Below are 20,744 nucleotides of genomic sequence, written 5' to 3'. Positions count from 1 at the left end.
CAGCTCACTCCCCTACCGACGACACGGGCACCGCACGCGCGAAACCGCCGTCCACCATCAGGTTCGCCACGGTCTCCAGCTCCGGCGGCGAACCCGCCAGCCGCGCCAGGAACGCGTCGAAGTCCTCACCGCACGGCAGCAGCAACCGCTCCACCCGCTCCGCCGGCGGCCACGACGGGTCCACGTCCCGCGCGTCGTCGTACGCGCAGAACCACACCGAACCGACCCGCTCACCCTTCACCTTCACGGCCAGCAGACCGCCCTGGATGAACGCGACCCCCAGATAGTCCTTCGTCAGGTGATCCCGCAGGCACTTGTTGACGTAGACCAGGTCGTTGACCGCCGCCTCCTCACGCACCGTGAAGAACGGCTGGTCCACCAGCAGCCCCAGCTCCGCGTCCAGCGCCGTCCCGACCGGGGCGCAGCCACCGGCCGCCTTCAGGAACGCGCGGTAGGCACCCGGCAGCCGGTACCCGAGGTCCTCCTCGACGCCCAGCACCTGCTGCTCGGTCACCGCGACGCCCGACTTCGGCAGCCCGAAGTGCGCCGGCCGCGTCTCCTGCAACGGCCGCGTCCCGCGCTTGGCCTGGTCCACCGCAGCCGTCGCGATCCCGCCGTGGTGCCGCAGCAGCGCCTTCACCTCGACCGGTACCAGCTCCAGCCGCCGCGTCCCCGCCACGTGGTGCCACGTCCAGCCGTGCGGCGTCGCCACCACGGGCACCGTGTCCCACAGCTCGTGCCCCGACGCCGCCAGCGCCGCGTTCGCCGACACGTAGTCCGTCAGCCGCAACTCGTCGACGCCGAAACCCTCCGGAGGGTCCGCGATCTCCGCCGCCGCCCGGGCGTACGGCGAGAAGTCGGGGAAACCGCGCTCGTCCACCCGTACCCCTCTCGGGTGACGGGCCGCCCTGACCGGGTCCGGGAAATGCACGACCTGCCCGGCGTAGGCCGCGTTCGGCGGCGCGGCTTGTCCCCCGGCCTGGCGGCCGGGAGGCGCCCCCAGCCCGAGCCGACCTGTCGTCATGGCGGTTGCCCCCTGCGGCGTAAGTCTGTCTGCAACTGTCTGGTTCACCGCTTCGCGTCGCGGTGCCCGACAGCCTATGCGGTGCGCCGACACCGGTCACCGGCACAGGTCACACCCCCTCCGCACACCGTGACCAGCCGTCACCCCACCGTGACGGACCGCCCGCTCCCGGGCGTGTCGCGCCGCCCCAGCTTCCGCAGCAGCCACGGGATTTGGCAGTCTGTGACCTTCGGGGGGATGCTCAGGAGGGGATGATGATCATGAGTGCGACACAGACGGGGCCACATCCGGCCGGCCCGGACGACCCGCGCGTCGATCCCCGCAGCGCCCCGGGCACCGACCCGCGCACCGGCGATCCGCGCATCGGCTGGAGCGCCGCCGACGCCACCCACGCGCCCGCTCTCCGCCACCGCCGCGACGGCATACTCCCCACCGTCGCCGCCGCGCTCTCCGTCCGCGGCGCCACCCTCACCGGCACCGCCGCCCGCGGCGACACACCCCCCGCCCTGCACCATCTCGTGCAGGATTTCCTCGACACCCTCACCAGTGCCCAACGCGACCGTTTCACCGGCCGCTGCGCCGAGACCATCCTCATCTCCCGGCACATCACCGCCGCCGACGCCGCACGCAGCAAACGCGCCGCACGCAAACCCATGACCAACGGCGAAGCCCGCAAAGCCCTCAAACACGCCAAACTCACCGCCCGCCGCATCCGCGAGGACGGTGACCCCCTGCACGGCAGCTTCGCCGCCCCCTGCCGCGCCTGCACCGCCCTCAGCGCCCACTTCGGCGTCCGCATCGTCGACCCGACGGCGACAGACGGCTGACCGCGCCCACCCACCGCCGACACGGTCACACCCTCGACACGGACGACGAACGAAGGCACATGCACGCCGACCGCACCTCCACCACCCGCTTCCCCGTACCCGTCGACGCCGCCCTGCGCGCCGCCGGCTGGCAACCCGGACGCTGGGACATCAAACAGGCCGAGATCTGGGCCGACACCCTGCGCGAGCACACCTCGCCCGCGGGACACCGCCACACCGTCTTCCCCGCCGCCGTCGAGGCCTGGGCCGAATTCGGCGGGCTGCACCTCAGCCCCACCGGTCCCGGCCGGCAGGTCGCCCCCGCCGCCGTCCACCTCGACCCCCTGCACGGCCTCCACCTCGCCCGCACCCTCGGCGACCTCGGCCGCGCCCTCGGCACCGAGCTGTGCCCCCTCGGCGCCGAGACCGACACCCACGCACTCCTCGCCATCGACTCCCAGGGCCGCGTCTACGCCCTCGACCACACCGGCGACTGGTACCTCGGCCCCGACATCGACCAGGCCCTCGCCGCCCTCGTGTCCGGTACGACCCCCGCCCGCCTCACCGTCGGCTGACCACCGCGGGCGCTAGGTCGCCGGAATCACCGCCGACACCCGGAAGCCCCCCGCGTCCGTCGGCCCCGACACGAACACCCCGCCCAGCGCCGAGACCCGCTCCTCCATCCCCACCAGGCCATTGCCACCGGACGGCAGCCGGGCCGACGCGGCCGAAGCCGGCTCCGGCGGCGGCTCGTTCTCCACCTGCATCGCGATCTCCGACACCCGGTGCGCCAGCCGCACATACGTCTTCGCACCCGCCGCGTGCTTGTGGACGTTCGTCAACGCCTCCTGCACCACCCGGTACGCCGTCTGCTCCACCTCCGGCGCATACGAGCGGGCATCCCCCTGGACCGACAGGTCGACCACCATCCCCGCCGCCGCCGACTGCCCGACCAGTTCGTCCAGCTCGGCCAGACAGGGCCCCTCGCCCTCGTCCGACGCCGCGCGGGTGGCCGCCGCGGCCGCGGCCACCCCGACCGCCGCCAGCGGCACGGCCGCCCGCTCCCGGCGCTCCTCGACGCTGCTGCGCAGCACGCCGAGCATCTCGCGCAGCTCCGTCAGCGCCTGCCGCCCCATGTCCCCCACCAGCGCGGCGTTCTTCACCGCCTTCTCCGGGTCCTTCCGCGCCACCGCCTGGAGCGCGGCGGCATGGACGACCATCAGGGACACCCGGTGCGCGACGACGTCGTGCATCTCCCGGGCGATCCTCGTCCGCTCCTCGTTCCGGGCCCACTCCGCCCGCTCCTCCGCGCGCTCCGCGAGCAGTTGCAGCTCCCGCTCCAGGCTGTCCGCCCGCTCCCGCAGACTCTCCATCAGCCGCCGCCGGGCCCCCACGTACAGCCCCAGCAGCAACGGAGGCGCCGTCATCCCCAGTGCGGTGGTGATCGACGCGAACGGCACGATCCAGTCACCGACGGCCAGGTCCTCCCGCGCGACGTCCTGCCGCAGCCGTACGAACATCACGATCATCGTCCCCACCAGCTGCATCCCGGCCAGCGAACCGATGATCCGGCGCGGCACGTCCGACGCGGCCAGCGAATACAGGCCGACGATGCCCATCAGGACACCCATCGCGGCCGGAGTGATGGCGATCGACACCAGCACGACGGCGATCGGCCACCTGCGCCGCACCAGCACCACGGAACCGGCCAGCACCCCGAAGACGACCCCCGCCGCCACCGGGATCCCGGCGTCCCGCGCGAACGGGACCCCCTCCACCGCGCACTCCACCGCGGACACGGCCGCCAGGCTCACGTCGAGTGCCGCGCTGCGCCGCCTCCCCCACCACCAGGGCCCGCCCCGGGCCGTCACGTGGTCTTCCCCCGTCGTGGTCATGCCTCCAGCCTACGGGCGCACGGGGGCGCATTTCCGGGGAGTTTCGAAAGCGATGTGACGCGATACCCCGCGAACGGATGAACGTCCGCCCGCCCACGTCCGGAACGAAAGATTCCGGCCAGACGGCGCGCCCACGGCACACCCACCGGGCAGGTACGCCGGCGACGCCTGCCGCGGCCGCCTGGTCGTCAAGGTCCCGAAAGGGACAGTTTTGTACCGTCGCATCGAAGGGGCCCGGTGCGGCATAGTGGAGTCCGCGCGCGCCACCGATCACAGGAATCGGACATGGCACGCAATCCATCCCGGATCGTCTAAGGGTAGGACAAACGGTTTTGGTCCGTTGAATGAGGGTTCGAATCCTTCTCCGGGAGCTCACAGCACAGGCAAGCCGGGTTCGGGTCCTGGCCGGCACCCCGCCCCGTCGGGACCCGCACCCATGCCCCCTGAAAACACCCCCGGTATCCTGCGGATGTCCACCCCCACCCCACAGCCGAAGGGCATCCCGTGAGCGCCAACCGCCCGGCAGCCGTCGTCGTTCTCGCAGCGGGTGAGGGCACCCGTATGAAGTCGGCCACACCGAAGGTCCTGCACGAGCTCTGCGGCCGTTCCCTGGTGGGCCATGTGCTCGCCGCCGCCGGTGAACTGGACCCCGAGAACCTGGTCGTCGTCGTGGGGCACGCCCGCGAGAAGGTGACCGCGCATCTCACCGAGGCCGCCCCCGGCGTCCGAACCGCCGTGCAGGAACGGCAGCTCGGCACCGGGCACGCCGTGCGGATGGCGCTGGAGGAGCTGGGCGGCGTCGTCGACGGGACCGTGGTCGTGGTCTGCGGGGACACGCCCCTGCTGACCGCCGGGACGCTCAAGGAACTGTCCGCCACGCACGCCTCCGACGGCAACGCGGTGACCGTGCTGACGGCGGAAGTGCCGGACGCGACCGGTTACGGCCGGATCGTGCGGGACGGGGCCTCGGGCGCCGTGACGGCGATCGTGGAGCACAAGGACGCGACCGAGGCGCAGCGGGCGATCCGCGAGATCAACTCGGGTGTGTTCGCGTTCGACGGCCGGCTGCTCGCCGATGCGCTGGGCAAGGTGCGGACGGACAACAGCCAGGGCGAGGAGTACCTCACCGACGTCCTGGGGATCCTGCGCGAGGCCGGTCACCGGGTCGGGGCCTCCGTGGCCGGCGACCACCGGGAGATCGCCGGCATCAACAACCGGGTGCAGCTCGCCGAGGCCCGCCGGATCCTCAACGACCGGCTGCTGACGCGGGCGATGCTGGCGGGCGTGACGGTCGTCGATCCGGCGACCACCTGGGTCGACGTGACCGTGACCTTCGAGCAGGACGTGATCGTCCAGCCCGGCACCCAGCTGCACGGCTCCACCCACCTCGCCGAGGGCTGCGAGGTCGGGCCGAACTCCCGGCTGACCGACACCCGTGTCGGTGCCGGCGCCCGGGTCGACACCTCGGTGTCCCACGGCGCGGACGTCGGCCCGCAGGCGACCGTGGGGCCGTACGCGTACCTGCGGCCGGGGACCCGGCTCGGTCTCAAGTCGAAGGTCGGTACGTACGTCGAGACGAAGAACGCCGCCATCGGGGAGGGCACCAAGGTGCCGCACCTCTCCTACGTGGGTGACGCGACGATCGGTGAGTACTCCAACATCGGTGCCGCGAGCGTCTTCGTGAACTACGACGGACAGGACAAGCACCACACCACCATCGGATCGCACTGCCGTACGGGCTCGGACAACATGTTTGTGGCGCCTGTCACGGTCGGGGACGGTGCGTACACCGCCGCCGGCTCGGTGATCACCAAGGACGTGCCGCCCGGTTCGCTGGCGGTGGCCCGTGGTCAGCAGCGGAACATCGAGGGCTGGGTGGCCCGTAAGCGTCCCGGGAGCGCGGCGGCGAAGGCGGCCGAGGCGGCATCCCGGGAGTCGGACGGCGAAGGCTGACCGGAAACCGGTGCGTCGAAGTCGGCGTACCGTGATAAGTGCACATCCGCACCCCACTGGCTGGGACGTCCGCTCCGCACCAGCTGAGACACCTCTGAGGAGAAGTTGCTGTGACCGGGATCAAGACGACCGGCGAGAAGAAGATGATGTTCTTCTCCGGCCGCGCCCACCCCGAGCTTGCCGAGGAGGTCGCCCACCAGCTGGGTGTCGGGGTCGTCCCGACGAAGGCCTTCGACTTCGCCAACGGCGAGATCTACGTGCGTTATCAGGAGTCCGCGCGTGGTGCCGACTGCTTCCTGATCCAGAGCCACACTGCTCCGATCAACAAGTGGGTCATGGAGCAGCTGATCATGATCGACGCCCTGAAGCGCGCGTCCGCCCGCTCCATCACGGTCATCGTGCCGTTCTACGGTTACGCGCGGCAGGACAAGAAGCACCGCGGACGTGAACCGATTTCGGCGCGGCTGATCGCGGACCTGATGAAGACGGCCGGTGCCGACCGGATTCTGGCGGTGGATCTGCACACCGACCAGATCCAGGGCTTCTTCGACGGACCCGTCGACCATCTGTTCGCGCTGCCGCTGCTCGCGGACTACGTGGGCGCGAAGCTGGACCGGGACAAGCTGACGGTGGTGTCTCCGGACGCGGGCCGGGTGCGGGTCGCGGACCGTTGGTGCGACCGGCTGGGTGCGCCGCTGGCGATCGTGCACAAGCGGCGTGACAAGGACGTGGCGAACCAGGTCACGGTGCACGAGGTGGTCGGTGATGTGAAGGGCCGGATCTGCGTCCTGGTCGACGACATGATCGACACCGGTGGCACGATCTGCGCCGCGGCGGACGCGCTGTTCGCGCACGGTGCGGAGGACGTGATCGTGACGGCGACGCACGGCGTGCTGTCGGGTCCGGCGGCGGACCGGCTGAAGAACTCGAAGGTGAGCGAGTTCGTGTTCACCAACACGCTGCCGACGCCGAACGAGTTGGAGCTGGACAAGATCACGGTTCTGTCGATCGCGCCGACGATCGCGCGTGCGGTGCGCGAGGTGTTCGAGGACGGTTCGGTGACGAGCCTGTTCGACGAGCAGTGACCGGCGTTCGGTGACGGCCGGGCGGTGACCGGCGAACGGTGACCGCCGGGCAGTAACCGTTCTGCACGGGCGTTCGCCGCCAGCGTTCCGAGATCGTTTTGGGTACGGCCTTCCTCGCCGAGTAGACTGCTGCAGTTGCTCGGCGAGGGAGGCCGTAGCTCGTCTTCGCAGGAAGTGCGGGTTCGGCTGTCCGTTATCGACGCGCTCTTCGTAGCAGGCCGTTCGTGGCCGGGTGACCACGTCCGTTCCCAGATAGCTCTACGAGGAGTGATCATGTCCGAGGTGAAGATCTCCGCCGAGACGCGTACCGAGTTCGGCAAGGGTGCCGCGCGTCGTATCCGTCGTGACGACAAGGTTCCCGGCGTTCTGTACGGGCACGGTTCCGACCCGCTGCACCTGACGTTCCCGGGTCACGACCTGCTGATGGCGCTGCGTACGCCGAACGTGCTGATCGCGCTGGACATCGACGGCAAGACCAACGAGCTGGCGATCCCGAAGGCCGTGCAGCGTGACCCGCTGAAGGGCTTCCTGGAGCACGTCGACCTCCAGCTGGTCCAGCGTGGCGAGAAGGTCCAGGTCGAGATCCCGGTGGTGGCCGAGGGCGAGCTGGCCCCGGGCGGCAACCTGCTGGAGCACGTGCTGGACGCGCTGCCGGTCGAGGCCGAGGCGACGCACATCCCGGAGCAGGTGACCGTGTCCGTGGAGGGCCTGGAGGCCGGTGCCTCGGTCCGCGCCAAGGACATCGCGCTGCCCAGCGGCGTGACGCTGTCGGTGGACGAGGAGACGGTGGTTCTCCAGGTGCTGGCCGCGCAGGCCGAGGAGGCGCCGGCCGAGGGTGAGGCGGGCGAGGGCGCAGAGGCTTCCGCCGAGGCCTGATCCCCGGATCCCATCGGTCCGTCGGCCGCTGTTCCCGTGCGGGGCAGCGGCCGACGCGTATGAAGGAGACATGGACGTGACGACGGACGCGGCCGCCCCTTGGCTGATCGCCGGTCTGGGCAACCCGGGGCCGGGTTATGCGGGGAACCGGCACAACGTCGGTTTCATGGTGGTGGATCTGCTGGCGGAACGGATCGGTGCCCGGTTCAAGCGGCACGGCAAGGCTCAGGCGCAGGTGGTGGAGGGCCGGATCGGTCCGCCGGGGCCGGGGAACCGGCGGGTGGTGCTGGCGAAGCCGATGTCGTACATGAATCTCTCGGGCGGTCCGGTGACCGCGCTCCGGGACTTCTACAAGGTGCCGACGGCGCATGTGGTGGCGGTCCACGACGAGTTGGACATCGACTACGGGGTGCTGCGGCTGAAGCTGGGCGGCGGGGACAACGGTCACAACGGGCTGAAGTCGATGTCGAAGGCGATGGGTCCGGACTATCACCGGGTCCGGTTCGGGATCGGGCGGCCGCCGGGACGGATGCCGGTGGCGGATTTCGTGCTGAAGGACTTCTCGCCGGCGGAGCGCAAGGAGCTGGACTACTTCGTGGACCGGGCGGCGGACGCGGTGGAGTGCCTGGTGATCGAGGGGCTGGAGCGGGCGCAGAGTTCGTACAACTCCTGATTTGTCCTTCTCTGGCACCCGGGTGAGTTGACCGAGCGTGCAGACATGGCCAAGGATCGCCGCCATGCGTTCTGCGGTCACCTCCTCTCGGGCCACGTACGCCGTGCTGACCATCGGGCGGATCGCGGCCATGGGCACGGTCGCGGTGCTCCTTCTGATCGCCGGTGTGTGGGCGTCCTGGGGGACCGCGCAGCACGTGCTGCTGACCAAGGGGCGCGAGCGCGGCACGGTCGAGGTGACGCGGTGCGAAGCGGGGGCGTGCAGCGGGCCGTACGCGCCGCTGTCGGCGGGGTCGCAGGCGCGCGCGAAGGTCGTGTTCGAGGACTCGGTCGCCGTCACCGAGGGACAGACGTACACGGTGGTGGTGAAGCCCAGTAGCGATCACGTGGTGCGTTCGGGCCCGGCCGGGGTGCTGTACGCGTGGGTCCCGCTGGGCGGTGCGCTGCTGCTGGCGTCGGTGGTGGTGGCGGGCGGGCTGCGGCGGACGCGGGTGGCGTGGGTGCTGGCGGGATCGGGGGTCACGCTGATGACCGCGGCGTTCCTGGCTCTCTGACACCGTGTTCGTGCGATCGACCGATGACGCCTGACCGCATCACACAGTTGTCTTTTCTGTGGAGATCCGGTTCGTCGCCTGCTCGTGCTTGATCCGTCACCGGGACTTGCCGCAAGCTGAGCCGCCCCCTCCACATCTTCCCCGTTGGTCACTCGAAGATGGACTGTCTCATGCGAACCCTGACTCGCGCCGGCGCCGTGTCCGCCGTCGCCGCGGCTGCCCTGCTGCTGTCCCCCGCCGCCCACGCCACCGCTCCCGGTGACAACGGCACCGTCAAGATCCATGACGCCACCACCGGCGACGAACTGCGCAAGAACGAGCCGCACGTCTGCACCTTCTACCTGGACGCGTTCGGCTTCGACGCGGGCCAGCAGATCGACTGGTACATCCAGGCCTGGGCCCCGACGGCCGGCACCAAGGGCGAGACGGTGAAGTCCGGCTCCCTGTCCCTGGACGCCGAGGGCCACGGCCGTACGGACGACCTCACCCTGCCCGACGGCCACTACAAGCTCTTCTGGAACTTCGACGGCGAGAAGGGCGCCGCCAAGCACAAGGTGTTCTGGACGGACTGCGAGGAGGACGAGGGCGGGCAGCCCGGTACGACGCCGTCGGCCGCGCCGTCCGAGTCGTCCGGCGCCTCCGCGGCCCCCTCCGCGGCTCCCTCCGGGGACGCCTCCCCGAGCGCCCCGGGGGCCGCCGCCCCGAGCGCCTCCGAAGGCGGCGGGGCCGCTCCGTCCGGGTCCGCCGCTCCGTCCGCGCAGGGCGGCAGCGTCGAGGGAGACCTCGCCGAGACCGGCAGCAGCGCCCCCGTGGGTCTGCTGGCCGGCGTCGCCGCCGCGCTGGTCGCCGCGGGCGGCTGGCTGCTGATGCGCCGCCGCAAGGCCCAGCAGGGCTGACGCGACGGCGTCGCGCGAAACGGCGCCCCCACGCTCGTGCCGAGCGTGGGGGCGCCGTCGTGTGCGCGGAGGAACGCGCGGTCGGCCGTCAGCCGGTGTTGCGCAGGCCGGCCGCCACGCCGTTGACGGTGAGCAGCAGGGCGCGGGAGAGCAGCGGGTCGGGCTGCTCGCCCGCGGCGGCGGCGTCGCGCTGGCGCTTGAGCAGGGCGACCTGGAGGTAGGAGATGGGGTCGAGGTAGGCGTCGCGGATGGTGAAGGTCTGCTTGAGCACGGGCTGTGCGTCGAGCAGTTCCTTCTCGCCGGTGACCGTGAGGACCTCGCGGACGGTCAGCTCGTGCTCGGCCTTGATGGTGTCGAAGACGTGCCGCAGCTCCTCGGGGACGAGGGTCTCGACGTAGTGCTGGGCGATGCGCAGGTCGGTCTTGGCCAGGGTCATCTCGACGTTGGAGATGAAGTTGCGGAAGAAGTGCCACTGCTGGTGCATCTCTTCCAGGACGGTGTCGAGGCCGGCCTCACGCAGGGCCTTGAGTCCGGAGCCGACGCCGAACCAGCCGGGGACGATCTGCCGGGACTGGGTCCAGCCGAACACCCACGGGATGGCGCGCAGTCCGTCGAGCGAGACGCCCGAGCCGGGGCGGCGGGAGGGCCGCGAGCCCAGGTGCAGGTCGGCGAGCTGGTCGACCGGCGTGGAGGCCAGGAAGTACGTCGGCAGGTCGGGGTCCTCGACCAGCTTGCGGTAGGCCGTGTGGGCGGCGTCGGAGACGACGTCCATGGCGGCGTCCCAGCGGGCGAGGGCATCGTCGGACTGGCGGGGGGCGGTGTGCAGGGCGGAGGCCTGGAGGGTGGCCGCGACGGTCAGCTCCAGGTTCTCCCGGGCCAGGGACGGCACGAGGTACTTGTCGGAGATGACCTCGCCCTGCTCGGTGACCTTGATCTCGCCCTCCAGGGTGCCCCAGGGCTGGGCGAGGATGGCGTCGTGGGAGGGGCCGCCGCCGCGGCCGACGGTGCCGCCGCGGCCGTGGAAGAGGCGCAGCCGGACGCCGTAGCGGTGGGCGACGTCGCGCAGCCGGCGCTGGGCGCGGTGGATCTCCCACTGGCTGGTGGTGATGCCGCCGAACTTGGAGGAGTCGCTGTAGCCGAGCATGACCTCCTGGACGTCGCCGCGCAGGGCGACCAGGCGCCGGTAGGAGGGGTCGGAGAGGAGGTCCTCCAGGATGGTGTCGGCGGCCTTCAGCTCGTCGGTGGTCTCCAGCAGCGGCACGATGCCGATCTTTGCCCAGCCGGCGTGCAGGTCGATGAGGCCTGCCTCGCGGGCGAGGACGGCGGCGGCGAAGACGTCGTCGGCGCCCTGGCACATGGAGATGATGTACGACTCGATGACCTCGGGCCCGAAGACCTCCAGGGCCTTCTTGACGGTCTGGAAGACGCCGAGGGTCTTCTCGCCGGCCGCGTCGACGGGCGCCGGGGTCGGGGCGAGCGGGCGCCGGGACCTCAGTTCCTTGGCGAGCAGCTTGGTGCGGTACTCGCGGGGCATGTCGGCGTACCGCCAGGACTCCTCGCCGAGCCGGTCGAAGAGCTGGCCGAGGGCATGGTGGTGGGCGTCGGCGTGTTCGCGGACGTCCATGGTGGCGAGCTGGAGGCCGAAGGCGGCCAGGGTGCGGATGGTGCGGGCGAGGCGGCCGTCGGCGAAGAGGCCGCCGCGGTGCTCGCGCAGCGAGGTCTGGATGATCCGCAGGTCGGCGAGGAGCTGGCTGGTGCCGAGGTAGTCGCGGCCGGGTTCGTGCGCGGTGCCCTTGGCGAGGCGCTGCTTGGTGTTCTCCAGCTTCTGCCGGATGCAGGTGGCCTTGAGCCGGTAGGGCTCCTCGGCGTTGAGCCGCTTGTAGCGGGGGCTGATCTCGGGGAGGTTGTCGAGGTCGGCCTGGAGGGAGGTCAGCAGTTCCTCGGTGGCGCCGGTGTAGCGGATGGAGTTGGACAGGAAGCCGCGCAGCTCGTCGATGGTCTCCAGCGCGTCGTTGATGCCGTGCTCGTGCTGGAGGATGAGGATGTCCCAGGTCACCTGGGGGGTGACGTTGGGGTTGCCGTCGCGGTCGCCGCCGATCCAGGTGCCGAAGGTGAGCGGCCGGGTGTCGTCGGGGAGCTTGACGCCCACCCGCTCCAGCTCGGCGGTGAGGTCCTCCAGGACGTCGCCGACGGCGCCCGCGTGCAGCTCGTCGAGGTAGTAGATGGCGTTGCGGGCCTCGTCGGCGGGCTCGGGGCGCACCACGCGCAGTTCGTCGGTCTGCCACACGAGGTCGATGTTCTCGGCGAGGCGGATGTCCAGCCGGCGCCGGTCGGACTCGATGACCGGGGTCTCCAGGAGCGCGGCGATGCGCCGGAGCTTGTTCAGTACCGACCGGCGCGCGGCCTCGGTGGGGTGGGCCGTGAACACGGGGCGGACGTTGAGGTTGTTGACGGAGGCGCGCAGGTGCTCGGGGTCGGCGTCCTTGAGCCGGTCGGCCGTACGGGAGAGCAGTCCGCCCTCGGCGGAGCGCCGGGCGCGCAGCTCGCGGCCGCGGTGGACCTGCTCGGTGACATTGGCGAGATGGAAGTAGGTGGAGAAGGCGCGGACCAGCTTGGCCGCGGTCTCCAGCTCGGTGCCGCGCAGCAGCTCGGCGGCGGCCTCGCCGTCCTCGCGGGTGAGGCGGCGGACCTTCTCGACGAGGTCCAGCAGCTCAGGGCCTTCCTGCCGGACAAGGGTCTCGCCGAGGAGATCACCCAGCCGGCGGATGTCGGCACGCAGCTCCGTGCTGGTCGTCGTGGTGGTCTGGTCGTCGGCACTGCTCACAGGTGCGGCTCCTTGCAGTGTTGAAGCTCGTCTGGGAGGGAACCCGGACCACCGTCTCGGCGGCTGGCACCGCTTGCGGGCCGGACAGTCCGGGAAGAAAACTTCAGAGCGGACCGCGCTGTCCGACCGGCTTCCAGGATAGGTGCCGGCCGGGACGCGCAGGTCCGCGGGCTCTTGCCGCCGGGCAAGGCACTGCCATACTTACGACGCCGTAGGTTACGGAACCGTAGGAAGCAGTGCCGGTTTCCGCAGCCCGGCATCGGCCTCAAACCCTCGACCCCACAGGGGACGCGCATGACCTCAAGCTCCGATGTGATCGCAGACGCTCCGAAGGCGCCCGACGACATCTCCACCGACTCCGCGACGCTGGGCGGCGAGCAGAAGCGTTCGATCGAGCAGATCACGCTGCTGCTCTTCATCACCGTTCCGTTCCTCGCGCTGCTCGCGGCCGTGCCGCTGGCGTGGGGATGGGGCGTGAGCTGGCTGGACCTCGGCCTGCTGGTGTTCTTCTACTTCCTGGGATGCCACGGAATCACCATCGGCTTCCACCGTCACTTCACCCACGGTTCCTTCAAGGCGAAGCGGCCCCTGAAGATCGCGCTGGCGATCGCGGGCTCCATGGCGGTCGAGGGACCGCTGGTCCGCTGGGTCGCCGACCATCGCAAGCACCACAAGTTCTCCGACGCGGAGGGCGACCCGCATTCGCCCTGGCGGTACGGCGACACGGTCCCGGCCCTGATGAAGGGCCTGTGGTGGGCGCACATCGGCTGGATGTTCGACGAAGAGCAGACGTCGCAGGAGAAGTACGCGCCCGACCTGGTCAAGGACCGGACGCTGCGCGCGATCTCCCGCCAGTTCGTCCTGTGGACGATGCTGTCCCTGGCGCTGCCCGCGGTGATCGGCGGCCTGGTCACCATGTCGTGGTGGGGCGCCTTCACCGGCTTCTTCTGGGGTTCACTCGTCCGGGTGGCGCTGTTGCACCATGTGACCTGGTCGATCAACTCCATCTGCCACGCCGTGGGCAAGCGGCCGTTCAAGTCGCGGGACCGCTCGGGCAACGTGTGGTGGCTGGCGATCCTGTCCTGCGGGGAGTCGTGGCACAACCTGCACCACGCCGACCCGACCTCGGCGCGGCACGGTGTGGAGCGCGGCCAGCTGGACTCCTCGGCGCGGCTGATCCGCTGGTTCGAGCAGCTGGGGTGGGCGTACGACGTGCGGTGGCCGTCACGCTCGCGTATCGATTCCCGCCGTAACACCGACGAGAACGGCGCCCGGCGCCGGAAGGAGACGGCGAAGGCGGCATGATTGACGCCGTGGCGACCGACTCCAGCAGTACCCCGAGCAACGACAAGCCGCGGCGCGCCCGTCGCACCCGGATGACCGGTGCCGAGCGCCGCCAGCAGTTGCTGGAGATCGGTCGCACCCTCTTCGCCGCGAAGGGCTTCGAGGGCACCTCGGTGGAGGAGATCGCCGCGAAGGCCGGGGTGTCCAAGCCGGTGGTGTACGAGCACTTCGGCGGCAAGGAGGGCCTGTACGCGGTGGTGGTGGACCGCGAGATGCGGCGGCTGCTGGACATGGTGACCAGTTCGCTGACCGCCGGCCATCCGCGTGAACTGTGCGAACAGGCGGCGTTCGCACTGCTGGACTACATCGAGGAGTACACGGACGGCTTCCGCATCCTGGTCCGTGACTCCCCCATCCCCCAGTCCACGGGCTCCTTCGCCTCTCTCATCTCGGACATCGCCACCCAGGTGGAGGACATCCTGGGCCGCGAGTTCAAGAGCCGCGGCTTCGACCCGAAACTGGCCCCGCTGTACGCCCAGGCCCTGGTCGGCATGGTCGCGCTGACCGGCCAGTGGTGGCTGGACGTCCGCAAGCCGAAGAAGGCGGAGGTGGCGGCGCACCTGGTCAACCTGGCGTGGCACGGCCTGGACGGGCTGGAGCCGAGGCCGCGGCTGATAGGGCACCGGAAGAGCTGAACGGGTACGTCGTCGGCGACGACGTGTTCCGCACCCTCGTCACCCACCTTGGCCGGACGCCGTGGGACCGTCCCTGCGGGCCACGGCGAACACCCGCCGGAACGGGAACGGGGTGCCGTGCGGGCCGAGCGGATAGGCGGTGCGCAGGGCGTCCCGGTACTCGGCGACGAAGGCGTCGCGCTCCTCGGGGTCGGCGCCGAGGGCCGCGAGAACGGGCCTGAGCCCCGTCCCGGTCACCCAGTCCAGGACCGGGTCCTCGCCCGTCAGCAGATGGATGTACGTCGTCTCCCACACGTCGGCGGTGCAGCCGAGGGCCGTGAGGTGGCCGAGGTAGGCCGTGGGGGCGAGGACGGCGTCGTCGTGGCGCAGGACGCCGGCCAGGCGGGAGCGCCACCGCGGGGCGCCGGCGAGGTCACGCATCAGGCGGTGGCTGGGGGCGTCGAAGTTGCTGGGGACCTGGAAGGCGAGGGTGCCGCCGGGGGCGAGGGCGTCGATCCAGCGGGCGAACAGATCGGTGTGCCGGGGCACCCACTGGAGGGTGGCGTTGCTGACGATCAGGTCGTAGGGGCCGTCCGGGGCCCAGGTGCGGACGTCGGCGGGCGCGAAGTCGAGGCGTCCGCCGCCCGGGGTGGGACCGGCGTGCCCGGCGGCCCGGGCGAGCATCTCGGGCGCGTTGTCGTAGCCGGTGATGCGGGCGGCGGGCCAGCGGTCGGCGAGCAGGGCGGTGGCGTTGCCGGGGCCGCAGCCGAGGTCGGCGATGCGGGGCCGCCCGGCGGGCGGTCGTGTCGGGAGGCCGGGGACGCGGGCGAGCAGGTCGGCGAAGGCGCGGGTGCGGTGGCCGGCGTGGCGCAGATACCGGTCGGGGTTCCAGCTGGGCTCGGCGGTGGGCATGGGGCCTCCCGGGCAGGTGACCGTACGGGACGGGTACCCAGCGTCGGACAGCATTTCTCTTGATGTCAAGAGACTTCACGTCGACACAACCACTACACTGATCGTCATGGAGGACGAGGTCGATCGGCTGGTCGCAGCGTGGCGCCGGGAGCGCCCGGACCTCGACGTGGAACCACTCGAGGTGCTCAGCCGGGTCAGCAGGCTGGCCCGGCACCTGGACCGCGCACGCCGGCTGGCCTTCTCGGAGCACCAGCTGGAGCCGTGGGAGTTCGACGTGCTGACGGCGCTGCGCCGCGCGGGCACCCCCTACCAGCTCTCCCCGGGGCAGCTGCTCACCCAGACCCTGGTCACCTCGGGCACGATGACCAACCGCATCGACCGCCTGGCCAAGAAGGGCCTGGTGGAACGCCTGCCCGACCCCAGCGACCGGCGCGGCGTCCTGGTCCGCCTCACGGACGAAGGGCGCGACCGCGCCGACCAGGCCCTGGCCGGCCTGCTCGACCAGGAGCGCGCGATCCTCGCGGAGCTGTCCCGCGCCCAGCGCGGCGAACTGGCGGCCCTGCTACGCCAGCTGACCGCCCCGTTCGACAACATCCCCGGTTAGGTCGACGGGCCCCACGCCGGCCCGTCGGGCGAGGGCGACGGCGGCCAGCGTGGAGTGGACGCCGAGCTTGCCCAGGACGTTCTGCATGTGCGTCCGCACGGTGTGCGGGGACAGGTACAGCCGCTCGGCGACGGCCTTGCGCCCCAGCCCGGCGACCATGCACCGCAGCACCTCCCGCTCGCGCGGCGTCAGCGACTCCACCAGCCGCTCGCTCTCGGTGCGGTGCTTGCGGGCGGCGGTCAGTTCGCGCAGCACGCCCGTCAGCAGGGCGGGCGGCAGATGGGTCTCGTCGCGCAGCACGCCCCGGACGACGGTGAGCAGCCGGGACAGCGAGCAGTCCTTGGCGACCCACCCGGAGGCCCCGGCCTGCAGGGCGAGCGCGGCGCGCCGCGGATCGTCCTTCTCGGCGAGCACCACGATCCGAACCCCGGGCTGGGCGGACCGCACCCCCGCGACCAGGGAGAGGCCGTCGACGAGTCCCGTCTCGCCGCCGTCCCGCAGCGGCACGGGCGCGGCCGGTCGCGCGCCGGGCGCCTGTCCCCCCAGGTCGGCCAGGTCGGCGTCGGCGAGCAGCACGTCGAACCGGCGCCCCTCGGCGGCGGCCCGCTCCAGGCAGCGCAGCGCGGCCGGGCCGCTGCCGGCCGCGGAGACGTCGACGTCGGGCTCGGCGGCCAGGGCAGCGGCGAGTGACTCGGCGAAGATGCGGTGGTCGTCGACGACCAGGACTCGGATGCGAACCACGAAACCCCCTTCCCCTCGCTCCCGAAGAGCAGGGGATACCCCTCTCAAAGGACGACACCGGTACGGGTACGGCGCCCGCGGGCCCGTATCCACCGGTGGATCTCGGATCTCGAACCTTGTACTCGGCTGAACCCTGGACGGACCGTGAATTCGCCCCCTGATCGGCACCGGCCCCCACCGGTGCTGTTCATCAGGGTACGGACGAGCGCCGGGAGGGGAAGGTAATTTGCAGAACTTGCGCTCCGCCGCGTTTATGGTGAGCCGCATGTTTCGCCTTGTTACAGAAGTCGACAAAGCACGTCGCGATCTGCTGCACGCCCGCCTGCGGGAGACGAACACGGCGGCCTCCCCCACCCTGCGCGCCCTGCGCGGAACCCCTCACGAACGCGAACGCCCGCTGCACGTCTGGGCCTTGGACGACACGGGCGCGGTGGCGGGCGGCCTGGTCGGCCACACCTGGACGACCTGGCTGCACGTCACCTACCTGTGGGTGGACGCCCCCCACCGCGGCACCGGCCTCGGTTCCGCCCTGCTGACCCGGGCGGAGCGCACGGCCCGCGCCGAACGGGGCTGCACGGCGGTCCGCCTGGAGACGTGGGACTTCCAGGCGCCGGGGTTCTACAAGAAGCAGGGGTACGAGGTGGTGTGCGTGATTCCGGACTACCCGCCGGGGATCACGGAGTACACGCTGACGAAACGGCTGGGCTGACGCGCCGGCGCCGCCCGCCGCTCACCGCAACCGCCGCGCCCCCGCCGAAGCCACCGCCTCGAACACGCGCGGAGCCGTGAAACCCGCCGTCGTGAAGGCCTCTTCCACCGCCTTCGTGACCGGCTCCACGTCGGCGGCCTCCGCCAGGACGATCGCCGAGCCCCCGAAGCCGCCGCCCGTCATGCGGGCGCCCAGGGCGCCGGCGGCCAGGGAGGTGTCGACGACCAGGTCCAGTTCCGGGCAGGAGATGCGGAAGTCGTCCCGCAGCGACACATGACCCTCCACCAGGACCGGGCCGATGGCACGGGTGTCGCCGGATTCCAGCAGCGACACCACCCGTTCCACCCGCTCGTCCTCCGTCACCACGTGGCGGACCAGGCGGCGCACCTCCTCCTCGTCGCCCAGCCGCTCCAGCGCCGCCTCCAGTCCGGCGTACGGGACGTCGCGCAGGGCGTCCACGCCCAGCAGGGCCGCGCCCTTCTCGCAGCCCGTGCGGCGCTTGCCGTACTCACCCTCGCTGTGGGAGTGCTTGACCTGCGTGTCGACGACCAGCAGGCGCATGCCCTCGGCCGCCAGGTCGAAGGGGATCTGGCGCTGGGAGAGATCGCGGGTGTCGAGGAACAGGGCGTGGCCGGCCTCGCAGCAGGCGGCGGCCGTCTGGTCCATGATGCCGACCGGGGCGCCGACGTAGACGTTCTCCGCGCGCTGGCACAGGCGGGCCAGCTGCCGGCCGCGCAGGCCCAGGCCGAACAGGTCGTTCAGCGCCAGGGCCACCACGACCTCCAGGGCCGCCGACGAGGACAGGCCCGCGCCCGCCGGGACCGTCGAGGCCAGGTGGATGTCGGCGCCGGTCACCTCGTGGCCGGCCTCCCGCAGCGCCCAGACCACGCCCGCCGGGTACGCCGTCCAGGCCTTGTCCGTGTCCGGGGCCAGGTCCGTCACCCGCAGTTCCGTCACGCCGGCGTCGATGTCCGCCGAGTGCAGGCGCAGTACGCCGTCCTCGCGGCGCGACACCGCCGCCACCGCCGTGTGCGGCAGGGCGAACGGCATGACGAAGCCGTCGTTGTAGTCGGTGTGCTCGCCGATGAGGTTGACCCGGCCCGGGGCCGCCCACACCCCTTCCGGGCCGTGCCCGTAGAGCTCGCCGAATCGTTCGGCGACCCGCTGCGCGACAGCCTCGCTCATGCCCTGTTCCCCTGACCTCGGTCGTATGTCTGCTTCGCGCGCCGCTGCGCGAACTCCCACGCGTCCGCGACGATCCCGGCGAGGTCCGCGCGGGAGGGGCGCCAGCCCAGCTTCTCGCGGGCCGTGCCGGCCGAGGCGACCAGGACCGCCGGGTCGCCGCCCCGGCGCGGGGCCACCACCTCGGGGATCGGATGGCCCGTCACCCGGCGGGCGGTCTCGACGACCTCACGGACCGAGAAGCCGTTGCCGTTGCCGAGGTTGCAGATCAGGTGCTCGCCGGGAGTGGCCGCGCCGAGGGCCAGCAGATGGGCCTCGGCCAGGTCGGCGACGTGGATGTAGTCGCGGACGCAGGTGCCGTCCGGCGTCGGATAGTCGTCGCCGTAGACGGAGATGGCGTCCCGGCGGCCCTGCGCCACCTGGAGCACGAGCGGGATCAGATGGGACTCCGGGTCGTGGCGCTCGCCGCAGTCGCCGTACGCGCCCGCCACGTTGAAGTACCGGAGCGAGACCGCGCCCAGTCCGTGCGCCGCCGCCTCGCCCGTGATCATGTGGTCGACGGCGAGCTTGGAGGCGCCGTAGGGGTTCGTGGGCCGGGTCGGGGCGGACTCCACGATCGGGACCTGCTCCGGTTCGCCGTACGTCGCCGCCGTCGACGAGAAGACCAGCCTGCGGACGCCCGCCGTGCGCATCGCCGCCAGCAGGGCCATGGTGCCGCCTACGTTGTTGTCCCAGTACTTCTCGGGCTTCACCACCGACTCGCCGACCTGGGAGAAGGCGGCGAAGTGCAGCACGGCGTCGTACGACGCGTCCAGCCACTCGGCGGCGTCGCGGATGTCGCCCTCGATGAAGGAGGCCCCGGCCGGGACGCCCTCCCGGAAGCCCGTCGAGAGGTTGTCGAGGACCGTGACCTCGTGGCCGGCCTGAAGCAGATGCTGGGCGACGACGCTGCCGACGTAGCCCGCGCCGCCCGTCACCAGGTACTTCCCGCTCATCAACTCGCTACCTCTCGCAGTCGCTCGGCCGCGCGCTCCGGGGGCACGTCGTTGATGAACACGTTCATGCCGGACTCGGAGCCCGCGAGGAACTTCAGCTTGCCGGACGTCCGGCGGATGGTGAAAAGCTCGAGGTGGAGCGCGAAGTCGTCCCGCGTCACCCCGTCGAACTCCTCCAGCTGCCCGAACGGGGCCTGGTGCCAGGCCGCGATGTACGGCGTCGGAGGCTCACCGGTGCCGAAGATCCGGTCGAAGCGCTTCAAGAGTTCCAGATAGACCTGGGGAAACTCCGTGCGGGCCGCCTCGTCGAGCCCGAGCAGGTCCGGCACCCGCCGCTTGGGGTACAGGTGCACCTCGTACGGCCAGTGGGCGGAGTACGGCACGAAGGCCGCCCAGTGTTCACCCTCCAGGACCACCCGTTCGCCGGACAGTTCCCGCTCCAGGACCGCGTCGAACAGGTTCTCCCCGCCGGTGGCCTCCTTGTGGGCCGCGAGTGAACGGAGCATCCGCGCGGTGCGCGGCGTGGTGAACGGGTAGGCGTAGATCTGCCCGTGCGGGTGACCCAGTGTCACACCGATCTCGGCGCCGCGGTTCTCGAAGCAGAACACCTGTTCAACGGAGGCCAGATGCGACAGCTCCGACGTCCGGTCCGTCCAGGCGTCGAGGACGAGCCGGGCCTGCTCCTCGCTCAGATCGGCGAAGGAGGCGTCGTGGTCGGAGGTGAAGCAGACGACCTCGCAGCGGCCGGAGTCGCCGGCCAGGGAGGGGAAGCGGTTCTCGAAGACCACGACGTCGTACGAGGAATCGGGGATCTCGCTCAGCCGGTCGCCCGCGGACGGGCACAGGGGGCACTCGTCGGCGGGCGGGTGATACGTCCGGCCCTGGCGGTGCGAGGCGACGGCGACCGCGTCACCGAGCAGCGGGTCGGGGCGGATCTCGGAGGTGGTCACCGTCCGCTCCAGCGGCCGGCGGTCGACCGCTTCGCGCACCGTGTCGTCGCGCAGGTCGTAGTAGACGAGCTCGCGACCGTCGGCCAGTCGGGTCGAGGTCTTCTTCAC

The 20,744-nt window shown here is 71.4% G+C and carries 20 protein-coding genes and 1 tRNA gene; 13 read left to right on the top strand and 8 right to left on the bottom strand.

Going from position 1 to position 20,744, the window contains the following annotated elements:
- Positions 1–4: 4 nt before the first annotated feature.
- Positions 5–1,024 (bottom strand): SMI1/KNR4 family protein, encoded by a 1,020-nt coding sequence (locus ACLGIH_RS19695; RefSeq protein WP_416526555.1) that lies wholly within the window; start codon positions 1,022–1,024, stop codon positions 5–7.
- A 251-nt stretch (positions 1,025–1,275) separates the two neighbouring features.
- On the opposite strand from ACLGIH_RS19695, the gene ACLGIH_RS19690 reads away from it, so the two are divergent.
- Together ACLGIH_RS19690 and ACLGIH_RS19685 are read left to right on the top strand one after the other, a co-directional pair.
- Positions 1,276–1,851: a YwqJ-related putative deaminase gene (locus ACLGIH_RS19690; RefSeq protein ID WP_416526554.1), complete on the top strand. Its 576-nt coding sequence runs from the start codon at positions 1,276–1,278 to the stop codon at positions 1,849–1,851.
- 59 nt (positions 1,852–1,910) lie between these two features.
- Positions 1,911–2,405: an SUKH-3 domain-containing protein gene (locus ACLGIH_RS19685; protein ID WP_416526553.1), complete on the top strand. Its 495-nt coding sequence runs from the start codon at positions 1,911–1,913 to the stop codon at positions 2,403–2,405.
- A gap of 12 nt (positions 2,406–2,417) precedes the next feature.
- On the opposite strand, the gene ACLGIH_RS19680 is transcribed toward ACLGIH_RS19685, so the two are convergent.
- Positions 2,418–3,725: a sensor histidine kinase gene (locus ACLGIH_RS19680; RefSeq protein WP_416526552.1), complete on the bottom strand. Its 1,308-nt coding sequence runs from the start codon at positions 3,723–3,725 to the stop codon at positions 2,418–2,420.
- 300 nt (positions 3,726–4,025) lie between these two features.
- Here ACLGIH_RS19680 and ACLGIH_RS19675 point away from each other — a divergent pair.
- The 7 genes from ACLGIH_RS19675 to ACLGIH_RS19645 all read left to right on the top strand — a co-directional run bounded on the left by ACLGIH_RS19675 (position 4,026) and on the right by ACLGIH_RS19645 (position 9,761).
- Positions 4,026–4,096: transfer RNA gene (locus tag ACLGIH_RS19675), tRNA-Gln, on the top strand.
- 133 nt (positions 4,097–4,229) lie between these two features.
- Positions 4,230–5,678 carry a bifunctional UDP-N-acetylglucosamine diphosphorylase/glucosamine-1-phosphate N-acetyltransferase GlmU gene (glmU, locus tag ACLGIH_RS19670; protein ID WP_416526551.1) on the top strand — a complete coding sequence of 483 codons (1,449 nt, stop codon included), beginning with the start codon at positions 4,230–4,232 and terminating at the stop codon, positions 5,676–5,678.
- Between the two features lie 110 nt (positions 5,679–5,788).
- Entirely contained in the window at positions 5,789–6,763 is a 975-nt protein-coding gene (locus tag ACLGIH_RS19665) for a ribose-phosphate diphosphokinase (RefSeq protein WP_416526550.1), read from the top strand.
- 273 nt (positions 6,764–7,036) lie between these two features.
- On the top strand, positions 7,037–7,639 hold the full coding sequence (locus ACLGIH_RS19660; protein ID WP_416526549.1) for a 50S ribosomal protein L25/general stress protein Ctc: 603 nt from the start codon (positions 7,037–7,039) through the stop codon (positions 7,637–7,639).
- 70 nt (positions 7,640–7,709) lie between these two features.
- Positions 7,710–8,312: an aminoacyl-tRNA hydrolase gene (gene pth / locus ACLGIH_RS19655; RefSeq protein ID WP_416526548.1), complete on the top strand. Its 603-nt coding sequence runs from the start codon at positions 7,710–7,712 to the stop codon at positions 8,310–8,312.
- 64 nt (positions 8,313–8,376) lie between these two features.
- The gene (locus ACLGIH_RS19650; protein ID WP_416526547.1) at positions 8,377–8,865 is read left to right on the top strand and encodes a hypothetical protein; all 489 of its coding nucleotides are present in this window, start codon (positions 8,377–8,379) and stop codon (positions 8,863–8,865) included.
- A gap of 170 nt (positions 8,866–9,035) precedes the next feature.
- A complete protein-coding gene (locus tag ACLGIH_RS19645) occupies positions 9,036–9,761 on the top strand; it encodes an LPXTG cell wall anchor domain-containing protein (RefSeq protein WP_416526546.1) in 726 nt (241 codons plus the stop codon).
- Between the two features lie 88 nt (positions 9,762–9,849).
- Here the strand turns inward: ACLGIH_RS19645 and ppc are convergent, their stop codons facing one another.
- Positions 9,850–12,585 (bottom strand): phosphoenolpyruvate carboxylase, encoded by a 2,736-nt coding sequence (gene ppc / locus ACLGIH_RS19640; protein ID WP_416526545.1) that lies wholly within the window; start codon positions 12,583–12,585, stop codon positions 9,850–9,852.
- Positions 12,586–12,879: 294 nt separating this feature from the next.
- Here ppc and ACLGIH_RS19635 point away from each other — a divergent pair, with 294 nt between their 5' ends.
- Entirely contained in the window at positions 12,880–13,890 is a 1,011-nt protein-coding gene (locus tag ACLGIH_RS19635) for an acyl-CoA desaturase (RefSeq protein ID WP_416526544.1), read from the top strand.
- Positions 13,887–14,564, top strand: coding sequence for a TetR family transcriptional regulator (locus ACLGIH_RS19630; protein WP_416526543.1), 678 nt, complete (start codon positions 13,887–13,889; stop codon positions 14,562–14,564). Before ACLGIH_RS19635 ends, ACLGIH_RS19630 begins: the two co-directional genes overlap by 4 nt.
- A gap of 39 nt (positions 14,565–14,603) precedes the next feature.
- Here the strand turns inward: ACLGIH_RS19630 and ACLGIH_RS19625 are convergent, their stop codons facing one another.
- Positions 14,604–15,455: a trans-aconitate 2-methyltransferase gene (locus tag ACLGIH_RS19625; protein ID WP_416526542.1), complete on the bottom strand. Its 852-nt coding sequence runs from the start codon at positions 15,453–15,455 to the stop codon at positions 14,604–14,606.
- A gap of 106 nt (positions 15,456–15,561) precedes the next feature.
- Between ACLGIH_RS19625 and tamR the strand changes: the two genes are divergently transcribed.
- The gene (gene tamR / locus ACLGIH_RS19620; RefSeq protein ID WP_116150630.1) at positions 15,562–16,059 is read left to right on the top strand and encodes a MarR family transcriptional regulator TamR; all 498 of its coding nucleotides are present in this window, start codon (positions 15,562–15,564) and stop codon (positions 16,057–16,059) included.
- Here the strand turns inward: tamR and ACLGIH_RS19615 are convergent.
- A complete protein-coding gene (locus ACLGIH_RS19615; RefSeq protein ID WP_416526541.1) occupies positions 16,018–16,800 on the bottom strand; it encodes a LuxR C-terminal-related transcriptional regulator in 783 nt (260 codons plus the stop codon). The genes tamR and ACLGIH_RS19615 overlap by 42 nt on opposite strands.
- Before the next feature lie 253 nt (positions 16,801–17,053).
- Here ACLGIH_RS19615 and ACLGIH_RS19610 point away from each other — a divergent pair, with 253 nt between their 5' ends.
- A complete protein-coding gene (locus ACLGIH_RS19610; protein ID WP_416529433.1) occupies positions 17,054–17,509 on the top strand; it encodes a GNAT family N-acetyltransferase in 456 nt (151 codons plus the stop codon).
- Positions 17,510–17,530: 21 nt separating this feature from the next.
- On the opposite strand, the gene galK is transcribed toward ACLGIH_RS19610, so the two are convergent.
- Genes galK through galT form a run of 3 tightly spaced genes read right to left on the bottom strand, consistent with a single transcriptional unit; the run spans position 17,531 to position 20,744 of the window.
- Positions 17,531–18,694 carry a galactokinase gene (galK, locus tag ACLGIH_RS19605; protein WP_416526540.1) on the bottom strand — a complete coding sequence of 388 codons (1,164 nt, stop codon included), beginning with the start codon at positions 18,692–18,694 and terminating at the stop codon, positions 17,531–17,533.
- A complete protein-coding gene (galE, locus tag ACLGIH_RS19600; protein ID WP_416526539.1) occupies positions 18,691–19,686 on the bottom strand; it encodes a UDP-glucose 4-epimerase GalE in 996 nt (331 codons plus the stop codon). Before galE ends, galK begins: the two co-directional genes overlap by 4 nt.
- On the bottom strand, positions 19,686–20,744 hold the full coding sequence (gene galT, locus ACLGIH_RS19595) for a galactose-1-phosphate uridylyltransferase (RefSeq protein ID WP_416526538.1): 1,059 nt from the start codon (positions 20,742–20,744) through the stop codon (positions 19,686–19,688). The genes galE and galT overlap by 1 nt, the downstream gene beginning before the upstream one ends.

It is taken from the genome of Streptomyces hamibioticus (assembly GCF_047946815.1).
Lineage (GTDB): Bacteria > Actinomycetota > Actinomycetes > Streptomycetales > Streptomycetaceae > Streptomyces.
The sequence above is the reverse complement of the archived record's forward strand: the minus strand, read 5'-3'. Positions and strand labels throughout refer to the sequence as shown.